At 42.0% G+C, this 22,408-nt stretch carries 27 protein-coding genes; 13 read left to right on the top strand and 14 right to left on the bottom strand.

Annotated features, from left to right (window positions below):
* Positions 1-58: 58 nt before the first annotated feature.
* Together ONZ52_RS01175 and ONZ52_RS01170 are read right to left on the bottom strand one after the other, a co-directional pair.
* A complete protein-coding gene (locus ONZ52_RS01175; protein WP_265216803.1) occupies positions 59-1,081 on the bottom strand; it encodes a hydroxyacid dehydrogenase in 1,023 nt (340 codons plus the stop codon).
* Positions 1,082-1,108: 27 nt separating this feature from the next.
* The gene (locus ONZ52_RS01170) at positions 1,109-1,789 is read right to left on the bottom strand and encodes an RraA family protein (protein WP_265216802.1); all 681 of its coding nucleotides are present in this window, start codon (positions 1,787-1,789) and stop codon (positions 1,109-1,111) included.
* Positions 1,790-2,199: 410 nt separating this feature from the next.
* On the opposite strand from ONZ52_RS01170, the gene ONZ52_RS01165 reads away from it, so the two are divergent.
* The 4 genes from ONZ52_RS01165 to ONZ52_RS01150 are packed head-to-tail and all read left to right on the top strand — an operon-like array spanning position 2,200 to position 5,896.
* The gene (locus tag ONZ52_RS01165; protein WP_265216800.1) at positions 2,200-3,183 is read left to right on the top strand and encodes a tripartite tricarboxylate transporter substrate binding protein; all 984 of its coding nucleotides are present in this window, start codon (positions 2,200-2,202) and stop codon (positions 3,181-3,183) included.
* Positions 3,184-3,213: 30 nt separating this feature from the next.
* Positions 3,214-3,708, top strand: coding sequence for a tripartite tricarboxylate transporter TctB family protein (locus ONZ52_RS01160; protein WP_265216799.1), 495 nt, complete (start codon positions 3,214-3,216; stop codon positions 3,706-3,708).
* 5 nt (positions 3,709-3,713) lie between these two features.
* Complete coding sequence (locus tag ONZ52_RS01155; RefSeq protein ID WP_265216798.1) at positions 3,714-5,222, top strand: tripartite tricarboxylate transporter permease; 1,509 nt, start codon at positions 3,714-3,716, stop codon at positions 5,220-5,222.
* Between the two features lie 35 nt (positions 5,223-5,257).
* On the top strand, positions 5,258-5,896 hold the full coding sequence (locus tag ONZ52_RS01150; protein WP_265216797.1) for a GntR family transcriptional regulator: 639 nt from the start codon (positions 5,258-5,260) through the stop codon (positions 5,894-5,896).
* Between the two features lie 142 nt (positions 5,897-6,038).
* Here the strand turns inward: ONZ52_RS01150 and ONZ52_RS01145 are convergent, their stop codons facing one another.
* From ONZ52_RS01145 to ONZ52_RS01135, 3 genes are all read right to left on the bottom strand, one after another.
* Positions 6,039-6,284 carry a cyclase family protein gene (locus ONZ52_RS01145; protein ID WP_265216795.1) on the bottom strand — a complete coding sequence of 82 codons (246 nt, stop codon included), beginning with the start codon at positions 6,282-6,284 and terminating at the stop codon, positions 6,039-6,041.
* 154 nt (positions 6,285-6,438) lie between these two features.
* A complete protein-coding gene (locus tag ONZ52_RS01140) occupies positions 6,439-6,945 on the bottom strand; it encodes a hypothetical protein (RefSeq protein ID WP_265216794.1) in 507 nt (168 codons plus the stop codon).
* Positions 6,946-7,157: 212 nt separating this feature from the next.
* A complete protein-coding gene (locus tag ONZ52_RS01135) occupies positions 7,158-7,799 on the bottom strand; it encodes a TetR/AcrR family transcriptional regulator (protein WP_265216793.1) in 642 nt (213 codons plus the stop codon).
* 265 nt (positions 7,800-8,064) lie between these two features.
* Here ONZ52_RS01135 and ONZ52_RS01130 point away from each other — a divergent pair, with 265 nt between their 5' ends.
* Together ONZ52_RS01130 and bluB are read left to right on the top strand one after the other, a co-directional pair.
* A complete protein-coding gene (locus tag ONZ52_RS01130) occupies positions 8,065-9,519 on the top strand; it encodes a carotenoid oxygenase family protein (protein ID WP_265216792.1) in 1,455 nt (484 codons plus the stop codon).
* Positions 9,520-9,695: 176 nt separating this feature from the next.
* A complete protein-coding gene (gene bluB / locus ONZ52_RS01125) occupies positions 9,696-10,352 on the top strand; it encodes a 5,6-dimethylbenzimidazole synthase (protein ID WP_265216791.1) in 657 nt (218 codons plus the stop codon).
* A 91-nt stretch (positions 10,353-10,443) separates the two neighbouring features.
* Here bluB and ONZ52_RS01120 read toward each other — a convergent pair whose 3' ends face one another.
* Positions 10,444-11,679: an aminotransferase class V-fold PLP-dependent enzyme gene (locus ONZ52_RS01120; RefSeq protein WP_265216790.1), complete on the bottom strand. Its 1,236-nt coding sequence runs from the start codon at positions 11,677-11,679 to the stop codon at positions 10,444-10,446.
* Between the two features lie 119 nt (positions 11,680-11,798).
* Between ONZ52_RS01120 and ONZ52_RS01115 the strand changes: the two genes are divergently transcribed.
* Complete coding sequence (locus ONZ52_RS01115; protein ID WP_265216789.1) at positions 11,799-12,209, top strand: Lrp/AsnC family transcriptional regulator; 411 nt, start codon at positions 11,799-11,801, stop codon at positions 12,207-12,209.
* A gap of 257 nt (positions 12,210-12,466) precedes the next feature.
* Positions 12,467-12,670: an RSP_7527 family protein gene (locus tag ONZ52_RS01110; protein WP_265216788.1), complete on the top strand. Its 204-nt coding sequence runs from the start codon at positions 12,467-12,469 to the stop codon at positions 12,668-12,670.
* 154 nt (positions 12,671-12,824) lie between these two features.
* Here ONZ52_RS01110 and ONZ52_RS01105 read toward each other — a convergent pair whose 3' ends face one another.
* The gene (locus ONZ52_RS01105) at positions 12,825-13,343 is read right to left on the bottom strand and encodes an Mpo1 family 2-hydroxy fatty acid dioxygenase (RefSeq protein WP_265216787.1); all 519 of its coding nucleotides are present in this window, start codon (positions 13,341-13,343) and stop codon (positions 12,825-12,827) included.
* A 121-nt stretch (positions 13,344-13,464) separates the two neighbouring features.
* Positions 13,465-13,716, bottom strand: coding sequence for a TIGR03643 family protein (locus ONZ52_RS01100; protein WP_265216785.1), 252 nt, complete (start codon positions 13,714-13,716; stop codon positions 13,465-13,467).
* A 175-nt stretch (positions 13,717-13,891) separates the two neighbouring features.
* On the opposite strand from ONZ52_RS01100, the gene ONZ52_RS01095 reads away from it, so the two are divergent.
* Both ONZ52_RS01095 and ONZ52_RS01090 read left to right on the top strand, forming a co-directional pair.
* Positions 13,892-14,263, top strand: a complete 372-nt coding sequence (locus ONZ52_RS01095) for a glutathione S-transferase N-terminal domain-containing protein (protein WP_265216784.1) — start codon at positions 13,892-13,894, stop codon at positions 14,261-14,263.
* A gap of 42 nt (positions 14,264-14,305) precedes the next feature.
* A complete protein-coding gene (locus ONZ52_RS01090; protein ID WP_265216783.1) occupies positions 14,306-14,758 on the top strand; it encodes a GNAT family N-acetyltransferase in 453 nt (150 codons plus the stop codon).
* On the opposite strand, the gene ONZ52_RS01085 is transcribed toward ONZ52_RS01090, so the two are convergent.
* From ONZ52_RS01085 to ONZ52_RS01065, 5 genes are all read right to left on the bottom strand, one after another.
* Positions 14,739-15,362, bottom strand: coding sequence for a uracil-DNA glycosylase family protein (locus ONZ52_RS01085; protein ID WP_265216782.1), 624 nt, complete (start codon positions 15,360-15,362; stop codon positions 14,739-14,741). The genes ONZ52_RS01090 and ONZ52_RS01085 overlap by 20 nt on opposite strands.
* Positions 15,363-15,383: 21 nt before the next feature.
* Entirely contained in the window at positions 15,384-16,226 is an 843-nt protein-coding gene (locus tag ONZ52_RS01080; RefSeq protein WP_265216781.1) for a DUF6279 family lipoprotein, read from the bottom strand.
* 177 nt (positions 16,227-16,403) lie between these two features.
* A complete protein-coding gene (locus ONZ52_RS01075; RefSeq protein ID WP_111606349.1) occupies positions 16,404-16,886 on the bottom strand; it encodes an FKBP-type peptidyl-prolyl cis-trans isomerase in 483 nt (160 codons plus the stop codon).
* A 260-nt stretch (positions 16,887-17,146) separates the two neighbouring features.
* Positions 17,147-17,575: a GNAT family N-acetyltransferase gene (locus tag ONZ52_RS01070; protein ID WP_265216779.1), complete on the bottom strand. Its 429-nt coding sequence runs from the start codon at positions 17,573-17,575 to the stop codon at positions 17,147-17,149.
* Positions 17,576-17,616: 41 nt separating this feature from the next.
* Positions 17,617-17,979 (bottom strand): DOPA 4,5-dioxygenase family protein, encoded by a 363-nt coding sequence (locus ONZ52_RS01065; RefSeq protein ID WP_265216778.1) that lies wholly within the window; start codon positions 17,977-17,979, stop codon positions 17,617-17,619.
* Between the two features lie 217 nt (positions 17,980-18,196).
* Here ONZ52_RS01065 and ONZ52_RS01060 point away from each other — a divergent pair, with 217 nt between their 5' ends.
* From ONZ52_RS01060 to ONZ52_RS01050, 3 genes are read left to right on the top strand one after another with little or no spacing between them, the layout of a single operon-like run.
* The gene (locus tag ONZ52_RS01060) at positions 18,197-18,472 is read left to right on the top strand and encodes a hypothetical protein (protein WP_265216777.1); all 276 of its coding nucleotides are present in this window, start codon (positions 18,197-18,199) and stop codon (positions 18,470-18,472) included.
* Complete coding sequence (locus ONZ52_RS01055) at positions 18,426-19,679, top strand: SLC5/6 family protein (RefSeq protein ID WP_265216776.1); 1,254 nt, start codon at positions 18,426-18,428, stop codon at positions 19,677-19,679. Before ONZ52_RS01060 ends, ONZ52_RS01055 begins: the two co-directional genes overlap by 47 nt.
* Entirely contained in the window at positions 19,645-21,666 is a 2,022-nt protein-coding gene (locus ONZ52_RS01050; protein ID WP_265216775.1) for a hybrid sensor histidine kinase/response regulator, read from the top strand. The genes ONZ52_RS01055 and ONZ52_RS01050 overlap by 35 nt, the downstream gene beginning before the upstream one ends.
* Here the strand turns inward: ONZ52_RS01050 and ONZ52_RS01045 are convergent.
* Positions 21,663-22,292, bottom strand: a complete 630-nt coding sequence (locus tag ONZ52_RS01045) for a TetR/AcrR family transcriptional regulator (protein WP_265216774.1) — start codon at positions 22,290-22,292, stop codon at positions 21,663-21,665. The genes ONZ52_RS01050 and ONZ52_RS01045 overlap by 4 nt on opposite strands.
* Positions 22,293-22,408 lie beyond the last annotated feature (116 nt).

Genomic DNA, 22,408 nt, shown 5'->3' with positions numbered 1-22,408 from the left:
TAGATAGTTATTCTTTAAAAAACTATCCATTTAAAATACCAAGAAAAATCACACTTCCTTAAAGTGAATTGCGCTTAAGAAATACTTCCCATACTTCAGGATTAATTAATCGGGATGGCTTGTTTCCGTCCAGTATTTCTCTAATTTGTAACGCTCCTTGTGATGCAACATTATAGCGACCTTCATGAGAGACACCTGCCGTATGATAGGTCGCAACTACATTAGGTAGAGATAATAAAGGATGATCCAACGCTGGAGGCTCCTCTTCCCATACATCTAATCCTGCGCCACTTAAATGCTCAGTACTTAATGCTTGGTATAAGGCAGATTCATCATGAATTCCTCCACGGGCAGTAGTGACAAACTGAGCGCCTTTTTTCATCTTTGAGAATGCCTCTGCATTGAACATATTTCGTGTTGAGCTGTCTCTTGGACAATGCAGTGAAATGATGTCTGACTCTTTTAGTAGTTCCTCCCAACCTACTGAAATAGCCCCTCGTGATGCCATTTCCTCGGAGGTAAGGTACGGATCAAAAGCAATGACTTTCATACCAAATGCGTTAGCCAGTTTCGCGGTAGCCGATCCCGCATACCCTAAACCAACAATCCCTAAAACACGTCCACAAAGGTCATGTCCCATCAGCTCTTCGCGACTAAACCCTCGTCGATTTTTTAGAACTCTATCAGATTCGGTTATTCGTCGTGACACAGAAAGCATCAAGCCAACAGCCATTTCAGCTACTGAAGTAGCATTGATCCCCATTTGCCCAACGACAGCCACGCCAGCTTTGGTGCAAGCTTCAACATCGATAGTGTCATAACCCGCTCCAGTAGAAGAGACGCACACTAGGTTTGGACATTTAGCCAATAATTCCTTACTGACTCGCCACTTGGGAGGAACCTCATCCAACGTCGGGCGTAAATGCAATACATCCACTGTTTTTAGTTTAGCCCACACACTTTCTTCGCTGTCGTTAAAGTCAATAACTTCAAGTCTTGTATCAGAACGTTCGTTTATGATTTTGTCGAATATTGGATTAATCCATGCCTCAAATCTGGCAACTACTCTTTCTTGGCGCATTTTTAATACCCTCATAACTTATTGTTTTTATTCGAAAACGCAGCCACGAGCTTTCAAGGCATTGACGACCCAACTGCGATCAACGCTTCCGTTTTCTATCGCTGCGATTTCAACTTGTTCTGCAGCATATTTCGCTTGAGCAGCAGCCAAAATAGCTTCAGCATGATCAATACTTACAGACAGTACGCCATCTCCATCGGCTAAAATTAGATCGCCAGCTTCGATAACCATCCCGTCAATGCATATAGGTGTATTTATCTCTCCCGGACCATCTTTGTAAGGACCTCGATGAGAAATACCTGTTGCAAAAACAGGTAGCCCCATTCTTCGAATTTCAGCCGCATCACGAATCGCGCCATTGATAATGATTCCAGCAACCCCCTTTTTAATAGCAAGAGCAGCCATAATTTCTCCCATCAATGCATTTGTCTGATCGCCGCCAGCATCAACAACAATGATGTCTCCTGGTTCAGCGATATCAATCGCATGGTGTAATACCAAATTGTCGCCAGGACGAGTACGAACGGTTAAAGCAGCGCCTGCGATAACCTCTGTTGAATCATGAATAGGGCGAATATTGGATCCACCAGCGAATAAGCGGTTCATGCAATCACTAACGTTAGCAACAGGAAGACTTTTAAAGCTGGCTACGATGCAGCTATCAATTCTTCTTTTGCGATTTTTGATTTGGAAACCAATGTTGTTCATTTTTCAATTCCTATGTGGTGTTTTTATTTTAAGACTCGTCAACATATCTCAGCGAGCTACGTCATGTTTTCATTACTCGACTACTCACCAACAATAATTACCGGAAAGCCTTGTTGGTAAGAATGAATGCATACAACATCAAAAAAAGTACTAAAAAAATACAAACAAAATACATTTATCGCAATCTATTTATAATAAAGAGATATAAAAAATACAAAAATAATAAACAAGTTATTGAATTATAAGAAAAAAATAAATAATCCTTTATTTTTGTCATTTCTATTTACTTCGTTCACCGCACGGAACTATACTAAAACTGTATACAGAAACACATTTATTAGAGAACCTAAGCATCTTTAATAAATTGTTTTTTTGTATTGCCTAAACTAAAAAAACGATAGGAAACAAAGATGAAAATAATAAAACCTAGAGTTGGTATGTTTTTGAAAACACTTAGCCTGACTATGCTGTGTAGCGCCTCTATCTCAGCAATGGCTGATTATCCTGAACGCTCAATTAAAATGATCGTTGCCTACGGTGCAGGTGGCGGAACGGATATTGCGGCTAGAACACTGGCACCCTATATCGAAAAATACATGGGTGAAAACGTCTCTATAGTGATCGAGAATAAACCTGGTGCTGGCGGAGAGATTGGCTTTACTGAACTAGCAAAAGCCTCTCCCGATGGGTATACGATAGGCTTTGTTAATACACCTAACCTCATTACAATCCCTATTCAACGTAAAGCCAGATACAGCCTCGCAGACTTTACGCCAATAGGTAATGTCGTTGACGATCCAGGTGCTTTCAGCGTATCTATCAACAGCCAAATAAAATCATTAGGTGATTTAGTTAGTTATGCAAATGAACATCCAGGCAAACTTACCTATGGAACAACAGGTATTGGTGGGGATGATCATTTAGCGGCATTGGCTTTTGAAAAACAAACAAATATTAAAATGAAGCATATTCCATTCAAAGGATCAGCTGATGTAAGAACAGCGGCACTCGGTGAACATATTGACTTGGCAAATATGAATATGAGTGAAGCCATTGCAGATGGCCAAGAAGGAAACTTACTAATTTTAGGACAAATGGGAGAATCCCGTTGGAGCGAGGCACCAAATGTACCTACTTTTATGGAACAGGGATATGACGTCGTTTCAGGATCAATGCGCGGTTTAGCAGCCCCAGCAGGGTTACCAAGTGACATTCAAAAGAAACTAGAAAAAGCATTGGAACAGGCTGTCAGTGACCCAGAATTTGTTAGTAAAGCAAAAGAGCAAAACCTTCCCCTATCTTATATGAACAGCAAAGACTTTGGCGCCACATTGCAGCGTTTACATGATACCTACAATGCTATTTGGACGGCAGAACCTTGGATTAAGGGTTAAAAGCTAAAGCATTCAATAAAAAGAGATATCGTGGGCAACGATATCTCTTTATTTTTTGTGGGGAAATATATGAATAAAGCAAAAATTGAACTTCTGTCTAGCACATTAGTAACGATCTTTTCAATTTTCGGATTCATAGAAGCATGGGGCTATAGTGCAACATCAGGATTCTTACCCAGAATAGTACTGTTCATCATGTTGGCATTATCTTTAATTTGGATTGCTCAGTCCTTAAAGTCGATCTTTCAACTCAAGAATCAAGAAAAAACAGCAGACTTCGAATGGGGGAAGTTTTTCCTAATCATTTCCTCTAGTTCCTTATTTGTATTAGGCATTAGTTATCTTGGAGTCATTACGAGTTCTGTCATATTTACTCCATTACTGGCTCTTGGGCTTGGCTATCGAAATGTAAAAAACGTAATCATTGCGGCACTCGTTTTTTGCACCTTAATTTATGTGGTCTTTAGGGTTGTGTTGAGAATACCTCTGCCACCTGAAGCTATTTCAGCTCTATTAATGGGATAATGGTTATGGAATCTTTCACTCACATATATGACGCATTCTTTATTGTATTTACTATTCCAGTAATGATTTCAATGATAATTGGGACGGCTGTGGGGATCGCAATTGGCGCCCTACCAGGACTAAGTGCAACGATGGGGATTGCTGTTCTTATACCTTTGACATTTACGATGGAGCCGCTTGTCGCGTTAGGTATGATTGCAGGCATTTATAATGGAGCAATGTACGGCGGTTCGATTCCGGCTATTCTATTAAGAATTCCTGGGACGCCTGCAGGTATTGCAACAGTTTTTGATGGATATCCCATGGCACAACAAGGAAAGGCAAAGCTGGCATTGCGGATCTCATTGACGTCTTCCTCTATTGGTAGCGCTGTTAGCGCTCTCGCATTACTATTATTGGCGCCACCACTAGCAAAAATCGCGCTTCAATTTAGTCCTGCAAATTATTTCTGGCTATCTGCATTCGGGCTGACTTCAATAGCCGTGCTCTTATCTAAGAATCCAATTAAAGGTTTAATTGCGGCATGCTTAGGTCTATTAATAGGTATGGTAGGCATTGACACCATGACAGGTGCAGAGCGATTTGCCTTTGATTCATTGGACTTGCTTAGCGGCATTAATATCATCGTTTTGTTAACTGGTTTATATGCTATTCCACCAGCAATCGAGTTGGCTTTCAGCTCAATGAAAAATATCAAACCTATCATTCAACAAAATGAACAAAGCGACAACTTTCGTTGGAGCAAACTCATTCCAGTGTGGTTTAAATCGTCCATTATTGGTGTTATCGCGGGGATTATACCTGCGGTTGGGGGAAATATTGCAGCGTTACTTGCTTGGAACGAACAACGGAGATCTGACCCTGAAAAAGACAAATATGGCAAAGGAGCACCTGAAGGAGTTGCCGCAGCAGAATGCGCTAATAATGCCGATACAGCAGCGACTTTAATTCCAGCCCTTACTTTGGGGATACCTGGCAGTGCGGTTGCCGCAGTTATTTTAGGAGCATTATTAGTACATGGTTTATTGCCTGGCCCTCAACTCTTTAGAGAGAATGCTGAAATAACCTATGGGTTCATGATTACTATGCTTGTTACATCGGGACTGATGTATGTACTGGGACGTTTTGGTTCAAGAGCATTTATTCATATACTAAAACTACCCGCTAGCCTATTAGCCCCAATGATAATTTCGTTGTCTGTTCTTGGTATCTACGCCTTACATAATAGCTTCTTTGAAGTTTGGTTGATGTTATGTTTCGGGGTGCTTGGATTAGTAATGGAACGTCTTGAAATACCAACAGCTCCTACCGTCTTAGCCGTTATTTTAGGCCCTATGGCCGAAGAGTCGTTAAGACGAAGCATATTAATGTCAGATGGCCAGTATAATGTATTGTTTGAAGGTGGAATCTCCTGGATTTTGATCGGACTAATCGCAATGACGTCACTAACGCCTGTCATTAAAAAGATGCTGGTTCGGTTTAGAGGCTCGCGCGATGAAGCAACAATAAAGTAATATAAGACTTACTTTACTGTTTTTTTTGGATATCTATGAAAGTAAGTGAATCTATATACATTGCCCTTCGTGATCGATTAATGTCTGGTTTTTATGAACCTGGAACGCGACTTGTTGAGGAAGCGCTAGCTTCTGAATTAGATGCTAGTAGAACGCCAGTTCGTGCCGCTATTCAAAAATTGATTGCGGATGGTTTCCTTGAGCAGGCGCCTAAAAGGGGCGCCGTTGTTTCGATGGTAGGAAAATCTGAAATTGTAGATATCTACAACCTTCGAGTCGTTTTGGAAGGGCATGCGGTTTGCTTGGCCTCAGAGAGAATTAATGAAAGCTCATTGAATGCCATGAAAGAAACTGTAAATCGTATGGAAGATGCTATTGATAACAAAAAAAGCGGATACCAAGAGGCACTTAAAGAAGCCAACCGTGATTTTCATTATTTGATTTATGAATCCTCTTTAAATCCAATGATCCGGAGTTTTGGATCTCGTTTGCTTGAGTTTCCGCTGGTCATTGGTAGATATTATATTTATACGGACGAACAAGTCCGCAACAGTATCAGGGAGCACCGTCAAATTATTAAAGCCATCGAAACGGGTGATGCTAATTGGGCAAAATCAAGTATAGAAAGCCACCTTATGGGTGCGTTAAATAGTTTTAAAAGAAAACCAACGTAATATTAAGCAACAACAATATTGGCACAAAGCATATGCAGACAGCTCTCATTCAAATCTACTAGCAAAAGCTCATTTTTTAAGCAACACAAAAGAGAATGTCTAATAAAGACACTCTCTTTACAGATTTTTTTGATTTCCTTCTTTACGAAAATATCGCTACCGCACGGACAAAACCTGCGGTGCCATTTTTTATTTTGTAGGGAAAGTAAGACACTAGGAAGCCACTGGCAGGCAAACTTTCAAGATTAGACAGTTTTTCCATTTGACCATAGCCGATATCTCTGCCCGCTTTATGACCTTCCCATATAATAGAGGCATCACCTGATTCAGCGAACTTTTCACGCGTGTATTTGAATGGTGCATCCCTGCTGGTGATAGGTATAATCAATTTTGGGTAATAATGGCAGTGGATCGGTATAAGGATTGTTGTCCAATTTGACGGGGCAAATCGATGATACGTCTTGTCTTGGAGGGCCTCATTTATTATTCCTCTTATTATTTTTTATAGTACCTTAGTCCCTTTCTTGATGGGGTTTAAGCTATTACATGTATTTACCGCGCGACACGTCGACAATTGGACCGCCATCAAACAACTCCATTTGCCCTGGCATAAGAGCCGACGCATGAATTAGCTTGTTCTCTAAATCCAAAATCAAACTGACATGGCCAATTCTTCCTGGCACCAACCAATGCACTAAAAACATATCCTTACCAATTTTCTTCGCTCGATAAGGCACCGTTAGCGTCGGGATGTGCCCTGCATCAAGTTGTGTAAAAGAGACACGATCATCATAAAACTTTAATTTATAGGCACGACCTGAACTGTAAGTGTATTGCACCTCAAGCTCTTCTAAATTAACGGCATTAGACAAGTCAACTTCATCAGGAATCACCCCAGCTGGAATATTAGGGGCCTGAGTTAACATACTGGGTTTTTCCATCTTCTTCTCCATACTTTCTGCTGATGCTTCATCAACGGCATTCGCTGTGACATACCCTGACATCATGGTCAAAGCCAGCACAACCGCAGACATTTTGAGTTTTTTCATTCACTTATTCCCATATAAAGTTAATACTGATACTAAGAATGGGTCTTAATTTTTCCTTTACACACTCTTAAAACAGAATGGCGACGGATTTGAGAATAAGCGAAAACACACCTTCCATTAAGTTGATAATAGTTAATCCACCCCTTGATATTATCAACTTGATTTTTCACCGCCATTACGAGCAAAGCTTGTGATAAAATAATTTACCTCCTCTATCCTTCATTTTGATCGGGTATTTTTCGAGCATAAAAAAGAATAAAACGGTCAACCGCATCTGTGACCAACTCTTTGATGCGGTCTTCGCTTGGTAAAGGCTCAATTCCCCAAATTAACTTTTCAAACATTGCTCCTTCACACAAGGCTTTAAAGTGAATAGCCATTTTATTCGCATCTTGATCAACTAACGCGCCTCTCACTACAAGAGAATCAACAGCCAAGATCAAATTGGCAAGTGTCCTTTTTGGGCCAACAGCATAAAAACGCTGAGCGAGCTGTGGAAACCGCTCCACCTCGCCAATGATGAGTCGATTTATTGAGATAACCTCTTGCTTTGTAATTAGCTTTAGATAAGCAATGCCAACCCGTAACAGTACATCACGAGGACTCATATTTTCATCAACAGCAGCAACAAGTTGCTCAAATGCTCCTTCCCCAGCTTCAAAAGCCCAAGCCTCAAATAACTCTTCTTTAGAAGAAAAGTAGTTATAAAGCGTTACTTTAGAGCCTCTTGCTGCGGCAGCAATAGACTCCATCGTAACCGCTGAAAATCCATAATTAAGAAATAGGCTACCTGCAGCCTTTATAAACACCAATCGTTTTGCTGCTGTTTTTCGTCTCATACCAACCTCGCCCATAACTGTACTTCATAGTACAAAAAAGTTGACCTTTGATCTAGATCAAGCCTAAACTGTACTTAGTCGTTCATTTATAAAAATTATTACGTGGCGCTTTAATAGGAAGTTACAAACTTTGCCTAGGCTCATCCTCTTCTAGGGTGAAAAAACGACAGCCTCAGTCGCTGCTATAGGAGATGAATTCTTTTCAGATTTCCTATTACAAGCGAATTGCTTAGAACATCACGTAAACTTTCTATTATGAAACCTCATTAAGGAGGCTTATATGAGCTTTACATTCCCTAATACACCAGAATTTACTGGTCTTTATAAACCCAGTCGAATAGAAGCAGAGGTGAAAGACCTCGAAATTGAAGGCGAGTTACCAAAAGAAATTAATGGGACTTTTTACCAAGTCGCTCCTGATCCTCAATATCCTCCTATGTTAGGTACTGATATGTTTTTCAATGGCGATGGTATGGTGAGCGCCTTTCGATTCAATTCGGGAACAGTGAGCCTTACTCGCCGCTACGTAAAAACAGATCGTCTGATGGCACAACGTCGTGAACAACGCTCATTAAATGGTATTTATCGAAATCCATACACAAATGATCCTCTTGCTGCGGACAATAACACCACAGCAAATACCACAGTCATTGAGCACAACGGTGTACTTCTAGCGCTTAAAGAAGACGCATTACCTTGGGCAATGGATTTAAAGACGCTTGAAACGCTTGGCGAATGGAATTTCGATAACCAAATAAAGTCTGTAACCTTCACTGCACATCCTAAAATAGATGCAGATAATGGTTCATTGCTTTGTTTTGCTTATGAGGCCAAAGGAGACGGAACACCAGATATAGCCTATTTCGAAATTTCAAAGGACGGAAAACTAACCAAGGAAATTTGGTTTCAAGCACCTTATGCCGCTATGATCCACGACTTCGCCGTCACTGATAACTATGTCATCTTCCCTGTGATCCCCCTCACCGTTGATGTAGAGCGTATGAAAGCAGGCGGCAAACACTTTCAATGGCAACCCGACCTTCCACAGCTCTTTGGTGTTTTGCCACGCAATGGTTCAGCAGAAGATGTACGTTGGTTTTATGGTCCAATCAATGGTTTTCAGGGGCATACCGTTAACTCTTATGAAGAAGATGGCAAATTAATTGTTGATATGCCAGTCACTTCTGGAAACGTCTTCTACTTTTTCCCTCAAGCCGATGGTTATGTTCCTTCTCCACAATCATTACGCTCAGCTTTAATGCGCTGGGTATTTGACTTAGAATCAGAAGAATCTCAAATAGAGCCTATGATGATCACAGAAACACCATTTCCGTGTGAATTTCCACGTTGTGATGCTCGCTATAGTGGTAAAAAATATTCTTGGTGTTTCATGCTCGCTTTTGACCCAAGTTTAGCATTTGACGTCGAATCTCTAGGCGAACCGCCATTCCAGTTCTTCAATCAATTAGCACGCATCAACGTCAATACCGGCAAAAGTGAAACTTGGTACCCTGGCGATGCACATTGTTTTCAAGAGCCTATCTTCATCCCACGATCAGCGACTGCAGATGAAGGTGATGGCTGGGTTGTTAGCGTACTGAATGACTTACGGAAAGAAAGTTCAGAATTAGTTGTTCTCGATACGGCTTGCTGGAGTAATGGCCCAATCGCCAGAGTAAAAGTGCCTTTCAGACTAAGAATGTCACTACATGGCAACTGGTCTGGAGCCAAATAGCATTTAATGATGAGTAGCCTATGAGCTTCATTGGCTACCCATCTCTATTTATCTCAATACACTAGTCCTAATAACCAAACCAATTAAAGTACATAGTAACCAGAATTTTGTTCATTGGCATAAAACACCACTATTCCTCATAATATCGGCTTCTCACAAAACAAAAGTCGATCATTATGAAGATCACACCAGAAGAGCGCAACGCGGTTTACAAAACCATATTTTCCCGTCGTGATGTACGACGAGAATTCAAACCCGCTCCTATTCCAAAGGATGTTTTAGAACGAGTCTTATTAGCGGCGCATCATGCGCCAAGCGTAGGCTTTATGCAGCCTTGGGATTTCGTTCTTGTTACTAAACCAGACTCTAAAAGACAAATTAAACAAGGCTTTCTACAAGCACACGCCGAAGCCGCCGAACGGTTCGAAGGTGAACGCAAAGAGCAATACAAACGCCTGAAATTAGAAGGAATCGAAGAAGCGCCTTTGGGGATTTGTGTAACCTGCGATCGTAATCGAACAGGGCCTGTTGTGCTAGGACGCACCGCGAAGCCAGAAATGGATTTATTCAGTTCTGTCTGCGCGGTACAAAACTTATGGCTGGCCGCAAGAGCCGAAAACCTCGGCGTTGGCTGGGTCAGCATTGTTCATGACAAGGTGATACGCGATACGCTCAATATTCCAGAATCCATCGATATCATTGCCTATTTGTGCGTGGGCTATGTAGAAGCGTTCCATGACACCCCAGACCTAGAAAGAGCCGGTTGGTTACCAAGACGAGACGCCAGCTCGGCGATTCATTACGAGTTTTGGTCTGAGCCAACAGCAGAATAATCTGAACCAACAGCAGAATAATCTGAACCAAGACAACTCTCTGAAATAAGACAACAGAAGAGGCAGACATTCTATCTGCCTTTCTCAGTGACTATGCAAGCGCTTTTTCTAATGCTGCGATAAGCTGATCCATTTCTGCTTCATTGGTATAATGGACAAAAGACAATCGCACCACGCCGGTATGAGTGTCCACTCCCATGGCTTCCAACAGTCGCACTGCATAGAAATGTCCCGCACCACAAATAATACCCTGATCAACTAGCTTCTGCGCTAGCTGTTGAGGCGTTTGTCCTTTCGGAATAACCGACACTGTCGCGGCTCTCCTAGCAGGATCAGCAGGTCCCAATAGAATCAATTTAGGATGTTGATCCACAAACCTAAGTAATTTAGACAATAAAACCTGTTCAGCATCATGCATTAAGCAGCGTACTCGTTTAACCTTATCCGCTACGGAATCTGTCGCCTCAAAATGATGATCGTACAAGGCATCAAAGTAATCCAGCACACCACGGCTCGCCGCGACCTGAGCATGATCGGGACCAGCTGGTACAAACCATTTTTGACGATACGCTTTATTAAAATAATGCGCCTGATTACCTAATTTATCCGCCATGGCATCACGAATGACCATGACCCCTAGGTGCGTTCCGTAGGCTTTATAAAGCGAAAACAAATAAATATCTGCTCCCAATGCATCCACATCTGGCAAGCCATGACCAGCAAAAGACACACCATCCACAATCGTTGCCACACCCGCCGTTTTTGCTCGTGTGCAAATATCCGCTACAGGATTGATTTCAGCGACGATATTTGAACAATGTGTAAAAGCTAAAAGCTTGGTTCGTTCAGTAAAAAGTGTCTCTAAATCATTTATATTTAACGACCCTGTCTGTGCATCAACTTGCCATTCTTTAATCACAATCCCGCGTGCTTCTAATGCCCGCCAAACACCGATATTAGCTTCATGATCTTGATTGGTCACAATAATCTCGTCACCCGCTTTTAGAATCTTGCCAAAAGCTTGTGCTAACACATAAGTATTTTGAGACGTAGAAGGCCCAAGATGCACTTCGCAGGTATTCACATTCAAATAAGAAGCCAAACGCTCATGCGCCAAGTCCATCTGAGCGCCCGCTTTTTGCGCTGCTGGATGCAGGTGATAAGGCTGCAATTTGGTTTCTCGATAATACTGATTTAAGTGATCAATCACCGCCTGACAAGCATAAGAACCACCCGCATTATCAAAAAACGCCTGCCCCGCCAAAGATGGCTCTTTAAAAGCGGGAAATTGAGAACGAACAAACGCCAAATCTAATGACACAGCCATAACCTTATCTCCTAAGCGACAGTAATCCAAAGTATAAAGAATAAGGCACACAAGTTGTTTGCTATTTAAAAGAAGAATTCATAACCTAATACAAGATTTTTGTTTAAATTGAGCCTTTTATGAAAGAAATCACCCTAGATCGCACCGACTACAAAATCATTCAAGCATTAGAGAAAGACGGTCGCCTTAGCAATACACAGCTAGCAGACATCATCAACCTATCTCAATCGCAATGCCTAAGACGCCTACGCCATTTAGAAGAAATGGACATCATTAGTGGCTATCGAGCGCAAGTAAACTACCAGAAACTGGGCTACAGCGTCGTGGCATGGACCTTAGTCACTGTAAGCAAAGATAAAAATAACGCGCGTGAAAATGTAATGCATTTTTTGCAACAACAAAGTGCCGCGCTGAGCGTGCATGGTGTTACTGGAGATGTAGACTTAATGGTAGAAATTTGCGCCAAAGACATGGCGCAATTCACAGATCTGGTGGTCAAGCAACTCTTATGCCCATGCAGATGTTGTTAGCACAAAATCCTACATACGCCTAGACACAGCAAAGCAAAACGGCAGCCCGTTAGCTAACACATAAAAACACGTGACGCCTTACTGTGTCTGCCTTTTAATTATTCAAAAACCATTAGTTAAACGATTGATTAGTTTTTTCAGGTATCGGTGTATTTTTTATCGTTTGTCTTATTTAGCCAAAGTTTCTAATATAAAGTCATCAAAACGGAACGAGTTTTGATGACATTTTGAAACAACCATAAACGAGGAAATAGATCATGAAAAACAACCAATCTATCGCAGAATTATTGAAAAATGTTAACACTTCATACCTAACAGACGCAGAAAAATACGAAGCGATTGCTCGTGCTGAACGCGCTGAATACATTGTTGCTAGTATTGCTTCTGCCATCAAAGCGGTTAAAAACCTAGCGATGAAAGTTAAATCAGCATTGGTTTCTTCTCCAGCTCAACACGCTTAATCGATACGTTATTTAAAAAAGTTATTGGGTAAGCGTCTACTTTTTCATAAGCAGATTTTTTGGCTTACTCCAACAGGCTTATAAGGAAATGGCGCTAAAATAAAAACATTAAGCGCTTCCCTACTCTCTGCTATATAATCCATGCCATTTTAAATCACTTTTTATTCATCGCATTATTTTTGCCGAGACAGTATTGTTCTATTGTTGTTTTCCAATCTCGTTTTAATCCAAGTAAGAATAAAAGCTCAACAAAGACAAACAAAGGACCTATAATTAGCCCTATAACATCGTCCAAGAAGGCGGGTTTTTTCCCTTCAAAATAATGCCCGACAAATTGAAACACCCAACCCACTACAAACAAACCTACTCCTGTGATGAACCATATGGATGTACTTTGTGCCGCCACTAACTCGGCAAACCAAATGGCCAACGCCAACAACATTGTCATCACAACACCAATCAATTTGTCTAAACGAATATAGAAAACACTGCTAGCAAGAGCAACAATAAGAGCAGGTGTAAAAACAATCTCTAGCAAGGTAAAATGGGGACGAGACAACAAAACAGCAATCCCGACAACAATCAGCGGGATACCAACAAAGTGTGTGGCAACGTTACGCCTATCTTGATGATAAAACGCATATTGAGATAAGTGTTCGACTATCGTTTTCATATTACTGATCCTATTATTATTGTATTTGGTATCAGTAAAACGCATTTCATTAAGAATTAAAAGATACTTATTGATATATCAAAGACAGCTTTTTATCTAGTGGCTTCTAAAACCACTGCCGTCATCTTGGCTTATATTGCGCCCGACAATAACCTCGACTTACCGCTGGATCGCGAAGTTGTAAATGCTTAGTCTGGCGACCATTAACACGCTCTCGCCACAGTCTAAAGCTACTTGGCTTGAGATTGCTTCTCATAAAACGAATAACTTGCGGCTCGCTCATTCCAAATTGTGTTTCGATCGCTTCAAATGGCGTTCTGTCTTCCCATGCCATTTCAATTAGTCTTGATGCTTCGCTTGAAGATAGTGTCATAACATTCATGATCCTTACTAAAATAGGTCGCAACTAATACGCAACAACTCACCAAACAGATGACTCAAATTGTGTTTATCGATAATTTATGAGTAACACTTAAACAATGGGGACTTTATCGTTAGAATGGCGACCATCAAATAGCAAGACTCAATAGTAAAAGCGAGCCCTCAATATGAAATTGTTTATTAAACTGATTCGAAACCTTTTAGGTCTCATCATTGCAACCGCAGACGTTCTAACGCGCGGAACCAAGCTTAAAAGAACACCTGAAATACAACAACAAATCAATACAGAAGTACAAGACCTAACACTTTATCAATTCTTCGCATGCCCGTTTTGCATTAAAACTCGCAGAGCCATGTACAAACTCAATCTGCCAATCGAAAAACGCAGTGCTTCCGAAGGCTCTCCTCATCGTGAAACATTGTTGCAAGGTGGCGGTAAAATCAAAGTGCCATGCTTGCGTATTGAGCAAGACGGTAAAGTGGAATGGATGTATGAGTCTTCACAGATCATTCGTTATCTCGAAAATCGCTTTGCTTAATATCTTTGTTGATCGAGAAAACAAACACACATGGAAAATAACATGATCTGGCATTGTAAACCTTTTAGTGAATTGTCTACTCACACGCTCTATCAGCTGCTAAAACTGCGCTGTGATGTGTTTGTGGTAGAGCAAAATTGCCCCTATCCAGAGCTTGACGGTTTAGATATATTGCCTGAAACACGACATCTGTATGCCATTCATGATAACACTATCGTCGCCTATGCTCGTCTCTTAGCAAAAGACGATAGCTATGAAGACCATACCAGTATTGGTCGCGTGGTCGTGGCTGCTCAATATCGAAAAGAAAAGATAGGACATGCACTCATAGACCAAGCCATTAAGCAAACATTTGATCTCTGGCCGAGCACAAATATCAAAATTGGCGCTCAGTTCCATCTTAAAAAGGTCTACCAGTCCCATGGTTTTGAAGTAGTATCCGAGCCATATATGGAAGATGGCATTGAGCATTGCCTTATGAGACTGGCTTACTGATAAGAGCTTTTACACGGGCTTTTAATTCAGGCAACACCTCGGCTTCAAACCATGGATTTTGCTTCAGCCAACGATTATTCCTTGGACTGGGGTGAGGCAAGACCAACTTGCCCTGCTCCAACCAATAAGCCCATTGCATGACCAGCTCCGTTACATTACCAGATTGATCCAAATGGTAGGCTTGCGCATAAGCCCCTAACACAATCGTTAATTCAATATTAGGCAACTGGCTCAATACCGCTTCTCGCCATTTTATCGCGCACTCTGGACGAGGCGGTAGATCGCCTGACGGCTTACCAGCTGACGGACCATTTTTATGAAAAGTATTGCCGGGAAAGCAAAAACCCATTGGCACTATAGCGACTTGATGCTCATCGTAGAATTCGTCCTTTGTTATGCCAAGCCAGTCTCGTAAACGATCTCCGCTTAGATCATCAAATGGCCGACCAATATCATGCGTCTTTTTTCCAGGCGCTTGACCAGCAATCAATAATTTCGCGTCAGGATGGATTTGAATAATGGGTTTGGGGGGATAAGGCAGAGTATCCGCACAAGAATGACAAGTGAGAATCGCCTGTTTAATATCATTAAAAGTCTCTGCCATTGTGCGTTGTCCCTGATACCCCTAATCTGAAATCAAATCCCCAATGAGATTAATCTTCTCTTCTAGTTTATCATCGAGCGTTAATTTTTGTTTTTGAGTAAACGTGCTGCTCAGCTCTGCCAGCATTTGAGCATACAAGCGTGCGTTGCGATCTAAAATAGCCTGATATTGTGGTGTTTTGTATTGGTCTGGATGACGGATAAGATCAGCAAGTTGCTGTTCAAATTCAAATGTATCTCGATTGGCAAAAATATCTCTTATCACATTTTGTAAAGAGGTGTGATATGCCGTTCGCTCATTGTTCGTTGATAGAAATCTCGGTGCGTAGGTGTTAATAATACTGCTCTGTAGTTTGGTTAACTCACCCACATTATCTTCAACAAATTCCGTCAAACGCTCTTCTTGGCGAATTAACCGCTCTGCTTCTGTTCGTTTTTCGAACTCAGACTGACGCTCGTGTCTTTTTTTACTCCATGCAGATAACGCCCCTTCCACCTGAGCGACAGACAATTGTTGAGCAATACCAGCCAGCTCTGGCGCAATTTTACTACGAAAACGATGAAGATGTTGCTGCGCTTCCTCGAACTCGCTCAACCATTGCTCCTCAGAGAGAGCGCCAGATGCGAATTTCACTCTCAACCGTTTGAGTTGAGCTTGATACTTTTCAAGCTCCGTAGAGCGATGCCAGCTTTGCCATGCGACAACACGTTCATCCAACACCGCCTTCTGATCTAGCGATAAATCGACATAGTCGCCTAGATACCAATAGAGTAACCAATCAATGTTGTTATAGACAAATGATGACGAACAGGCGCTCAAAAGAAAACTAAGCACTATCACTAGAGGTAACCTAGCCTTCTTCATGTGTGATCCTATCCCTTAAGCTATGCATTATAAATGGATTATATATTTATTCTGTACGAGCGGATCGATCAAGTGGATTACTTTGGTTTCTGAGGCATAAAAAAACGGCTTCTGCTTGTCATTAAAACAAGTCAGAAGCCGCTTACTTTACATTCGGCTATTTACTAAGAAATAGGATTAGTGGTGATGACCACCAGCACCGTGAACATGACCGTGCTCTAGTTCTTCTGCCAATGCTGCGCGCACCTCAATGATTTCAACATCAAAGTTCAATGTTTTGCCAGCTAATGGGTGGTTACCATCGAGCATGATACCGTCGTCTTCTACAGCAATAACAGTCACGGGCTGTTGACCACCAGGTGTTTGCGCCATGAACTGCATGCCAACTTGGATTTCGTCAACGCCTTGGAAGTTTTCAGTGGGCACTTTTTGGATCAACTCTTGATGAACCGCGCCGTACCCATCTTCAGGGGCAACAGATACAGAAAGCTTGTCACCAGCGGCTTTGCCTTGTAGGGCTTTGTCCAATCCATCAATGATGTTTTGCGCGCCACTTAAAAATACTAAAGGCTCTTGTCCAACAGAAGAGTCAAGTTGTTGCCCTTGTTCGTCAGTCAAGGTGTAGTGCATGCTAACAACGGTGTTTTCTGTAATTTGCATTGTATTCTCCTAATGAATAAATAATGAATAACAAGGGAACGAGCGCTTGATACAAGCAAATCTTAACTTTCAACAATAAGCGTTACACCGCCACAACACGAACCCAAACAATAGTTTGTGGCATTATGATAACGTCCCATAAGCTCAATAACTACCGTACAAACCTAAAAGTTTGGTACGTTCGACGATTTTTAAAGGGATCTTGCACAAATATTTTAAAAAAATCAAAAAAACCAAGTTGTTCTGACCTTAGGTAAGGTTTAATTGTCAATTTGAAAGACAGATTGCGTTTTTGTGATGGAAAACCCTAGTGCAGTATAAAACTTTTTTGCACCATCACGAATATCATTAGTACGCACTCGTAATGTTATCTTTTCACTTAAAGCCCACGCTTTCGCTTGTTCGACCAAAGCTCGCCCCGCACCTTTTAATCTGGCTTGATCCGATACAGACAAACCAAGGATTTCAATAAAGTCTGCTGAAGCCGCTCGAAAAGCATGCTGAGCATGCAGCCAGCCGATAAGTTGACCATTAAGTTCAGCAACCCAAACTTTGTCATTACTAGAGGCAAGCAATCGCTCAAGGCGTTTTATGGCAAGCTCTTCTGATACCGTGTTTTGATAACCTAATGCTGAAGCAACTTCAGCAATGGTCTTGGCGTCTTTCAATATAGCTAATCGAATATCCATTACTTCTTACTACGCCATTTATTCATCAGTTTGCACAAAACTTATTCACTCGGCGGCATGAACTGAGAGACATCAAGTTCATAAGATTTACCTAACCAGCTAACCCCTTGTGTGTGATCCACGTATTCGTTGCCTGTTAACGGATGCACAAACACATCTAACGATTGCCGGTTTAACATCAACCAGGGAATTATTTGACCAAACGTTTCTGCAGCAAAAGATAACTGACAGCTCCAAACCGGATGAGGTCCTACGGGCTGTTGATGGAAACGTCCTACGCGAATATCGAATAATTCAGCGGCTTGCTCCGCCAAATTCTTAGCCATTTTCATCCCCTCCTCATCAATATAATAAAGATGCGCATGAAAGGCTTTGATGTCATTGTGCAACGGAAAATGGCCCATAATGCCTCCTACCTTGTTTTTCCAAAATCAGTATCAAGCAGTGTAACATTACTTATCACGTGACCTTAGCCTCTTATTCAAAAGGCAGTATTACCAAGTAAGAAACAATCGCAACCTAAGCTACACGACCTAAGTCGTAGAGGATTATTGAATCGACTGTGTTACATTTAACGCAAACAACACTGACGCACCAGTCTAAATTCAGGTAATGTATGCAATGACGGTTTTCTGGATTCTGTTAGCCATCCTTTATGTTCTGGGCCTGTTCTGGATTGCCATCTGGGGCGATAAAGAAAGCCCGACAGCGAAAAAACTGACGCGGCATCCTCTAGTCTACAGCTTGTCTTTGGCGATCTATTGTACCGCTTGGACATTTTACGGTGCCATTGGCGAAGCGTCGCGCTCTGGTTGGAGCTATTTGCCCATTCTGTTGGACTCCTATTCTTTTGTACTTGTTTGCTTTCCCCTTATTACGCAAAATGATTACCGTTAGCCGCAAACAGAACATCACCTCCATTGCCGACTTTATTTCTTCTCGCTATGGCAAACGTCCAATGACTGCGCCATTGGTGATACTCATTAGTATGCTGGCAGTCATCCCTTATATTGCCTTGCAATTAAAGGCCATTGGCTCCAACTTTGCACTTTTTGTTAATCAAGACGAATCATCGACTAGTGTCGTGGTACTGATTGCCACTATTTTAATGGGCATATTTGCCATGTTATTTGGCACTCGAAAGGTAGAAGTTACGGAATATCGTTCGGGCATGATGTTGGCAATCGGCGCGGAGTCTTTGTTTAAAATCATCGCCATTGTTGCTGTCGGTTTGGTGGCCATCATGATGACGCAAGAATTGAATATCGATGAATTAGGCAAAAATGTCGATTTTTCAGTCTGGGGATCCGAACAATTTTTGTCCTTCCCCTTCTTGATGCAAACCTTCATGTCAGCAGCTGCGGTCATTTGTCTACCACGACAATTTCACGTTACAGTTGTCGACCATCAAAATAACCAACAGTCCAACACAGCACGCTGGTTATTCCCTCTGTATTTGTTAATTTTTGCCGTCATCATCCCGCCCATAGCTATTGCAGGGCAGAGCTTGTTTTCTGCTGACATTAATCCAGATACTTACGTTATTCAGTTCGCTTTAGTCTCAGACAACCTCCCTCTGCAAATGTTGATCTTTCTTGGCGGTATGTCAGCTACCACAGCAATGATCATCATTGCCACGTTTGCCCTTAGCATCATGATCAGTAACGATGTTATCTTGCCACTGATGCTGGCTCGCGCCAGTGCCCAGCAACAAGCTTTGCCCCTTTATCGACGACGCATATTAATGATTCGCCGCTTTGCCATGGTAGGAATTCTTGTTCTCTCCTTTCTGTATTACCAAAAAATGGCCAACAATGAATCTTTGGCAGGCACGGGTATCTTGGCCTTCTCATTGGTCTTACAACTAATGCCTGCAGTATTAGGTGGCTTATATTGGAAGCGCGCTCACGCACATGGTGTGTATGCAGGTTTAACACTGGGCTTCTTGGCATGGATGCTTTTAATGATGTTGCCATTGGCAGGCAACATGGACTGGGCGTTGTATAGCGCTCAATCTCGTTCTGAATTAATCAGTTATGGGGCTTTTATTAGTCTATTGGCAAATATTTTTGGTTACGTCGTGGAACTCGTTACTGGCTACTGAACGTTTAATTGATCGAATTCAAGCAACGGCTTTTGTCAGCCCAACTACCGAACTGGAAAAAGGCTTTTTCAAGCCCAAAAGCAAAGCCACCAATGGCGATTTCTTCGTGCTACTGGAAACCTTTTTGGGCAAACAAAAAAGCCAGCAAGTCCTATCAAGTTTTGAGCAAGATTATAGTCAGGGTATACCCTCTAACGCGGCACCAAATCGTTTATTTGTTGATTATTGTGAACGTATATTAGGTGGCGTCTTGGGAGGCTCATCGGCCCGCACCATTATCAATTCCATCTTGATCGATAAACAAATCAAGGTAGAAGAAATGGTCACCTACTTGGATGAGACCACCCAGGCTATCCAATTTAGCCAGAATCTATTGTTCGTTTCCATGGACAATCTAGATCAAGGCATTAGCGTGGTTGATAAAGAACTAAGAATCGTTGCGTGGAACAAAACGTATCTTTCTCTCTACCCTTATCCAGAAGGCATGCTAAAAGTCGGTTTACCCGTTGAAGACCTAATTCGCTTCAATGCAGAACGCGGTGAATGCGGTGTCGGTGATATCGAAGAACTGGTTAATAAGCGTTTAGAACACCTAAGGAAAGGCACAACTCACCGTTTTCTGCGCCGCAGAGCAAGTGGTCGCGTCATCGAAATGGTCGGCAACCCGCTACCTGATGGCGGTTTCGTTACCAGTTTCACTGATGTGACGGAGCACATTGAAAGTCAACAAGCGCTAAAAGAAGCCAACATAGATCTAGAAAAGCGGGTTGAAGCTCGTACCGTAGAAGTGCAAGGTGTAAACAATGAACTGATGCAGGAGATCGAACGTCGTAATCAAGCAGAAAAAGCACTTATTAGTGCCAAAGCAGAAGCAGAACAAGCCAATGCTTCTAAGACTGAATTTCTTGCCTTAGCCAGCCATGATATTTTACAGCCACTTAACGCTGCCAAACTTTATATGGGCATTTTGCAATCAACCGAACTCCCCCATGATACCAATCAAGTCATCGGGAAACTGTCCGATTCATTAGAATCCACCGAAGCTCTTATCTCAACATTGCTTGAAATTGCACGTCTAGATCAAGGGGCGATTCAACCTAAATTAGTCGACTGTAACTTACTCGATATTCTAGCCCCGATCGTAGCGGAATTTGGTGTCATCGCTGAGAGTAAAAACATCAGATTAACGACCCATTTACGACCTTTTAGAGTGCACACAGACCCTATTTACCTGCGTAGAATCATACAAAATTTTGTCTCAAACGCCGTAAAATATACACAAAAAGGACGAGTATTATTAAGTGTTAGACCACGTTCAGGTGTCGTTTATTTACAGGTATGGGACACAGGTGTTGGCATTCCTGCAAGCGAGCAAAAGAAAATCTTTGACGACTTTTACCGTTGGGAAAACACCCAAGAGCCGGGCATGGGGTTAGGGTTAGGCTTGGTTCGCCGTATGCAAAAACAACTCGGATTAGCCACGGAAATACACTCTGTTCCCGGCAAAGGAAGCTGCTTCAGTATTGGTATACCCTTAGCTCAAAGTAACCATGTTACACATATACAAGCCCCGCAAGTCACAAAAACGTCCCATGAAAAGCTAGCGCATTGTTATGTCTGGTGCATCGATGATGAGAAAAACAACCTTATCGCCATGCATACACTACTCACCCATTGGCAATGCGATTGTCGTACCTTTAACCGCTATCACGATGCGCTAGAAGCCGAGGGCGAAGCAGAATTACTCTTGGTTGACTACCACCTTGATGATAACAAGGACGGTTTATCTTTGATCAAAGAGCTGCGCACACGAGCTGGAAAAACCATCCCTGCCGTCTTGATTACAGCCTTGCGCGACCCAGAACTGGTCGAGCTATGTAAGCAGCAACAAATCACTTATATGGCCAAACCTGCAAAACCCGCAAAATTACGGGCTTTGGTTCAACATATTCATCAACTAAGAGAGAGTACAAATAACAAACGTTAATCTTTAGCAGGCAGAGTTAAACCACAACCAGCGAGAATAATACTACTCACCGTATCACCAATACGCTGTAGATCTTCGTCTCCAAGCGACTCAATACCGCTTAAGGCCAGCACTTGGGCTTCAAAGTCAGCGTAATGTTGAGTTGTTGCCCATATCATATAAATCACACTAGCTGGATCACATTGACGCATTTTACCCGCATCCATCCAAGCTTGAAGCAATTCAACTCGAGACGAAAACCAAGGCCTAAGCTCTTCTTTTAAATAATCACCAATATGTAATGCGCCACTAATCACCTCCATGGCAAATAACCTTGAGGCGCCACCTTTCTCAAAGCTTTGCTTAAGTTTTACACGAATAAAGCTGTCTAACACCACAGCTGGATCGTCCTCTAGCGTCGCCTTATCAAACAAATCATTCCAGCCCATTAATGTCTGATCAAGTACCTGTTTGTACAGATTGGCTTTGGACTGAAAGTAATAAATGATGTTAGGTTTAGGCAACCCAGCACGTTCAGCGATATGCTGAAGACTTGCACCATTGTAGCCCTTCAAACCAAACTCGACTTCCGCGGCATCGAGTATTTTAACAAAGACTTCTTCACGATGATTTTGACGTTTGCTCATGGGGGAGTTAAGTCCTTATTTGTATTTTTGTGAACAGTACTAAAGCAAGACGCCCCCTCCCAACCTCCCCTTTAGCAGGGATAGTTTTGTCTCATTCCCTTATCCTTATGTCTTTG

The sequence above is a fragment of the Marinomonas rhodophyticola genome (genome assembly GCF_026113935.1).
Lineage (GTDB): Bacteria > Pseudomonadota > Gammaproteobacteria > Pseudomonadales > Marinomonadaceae > Marinomonas > Marinomonas rhodophyticola.
Note: the sequence above shows the minus strand (reverse complement) of the source record. Positions and strands in the feature narration are given on the sequence as shown.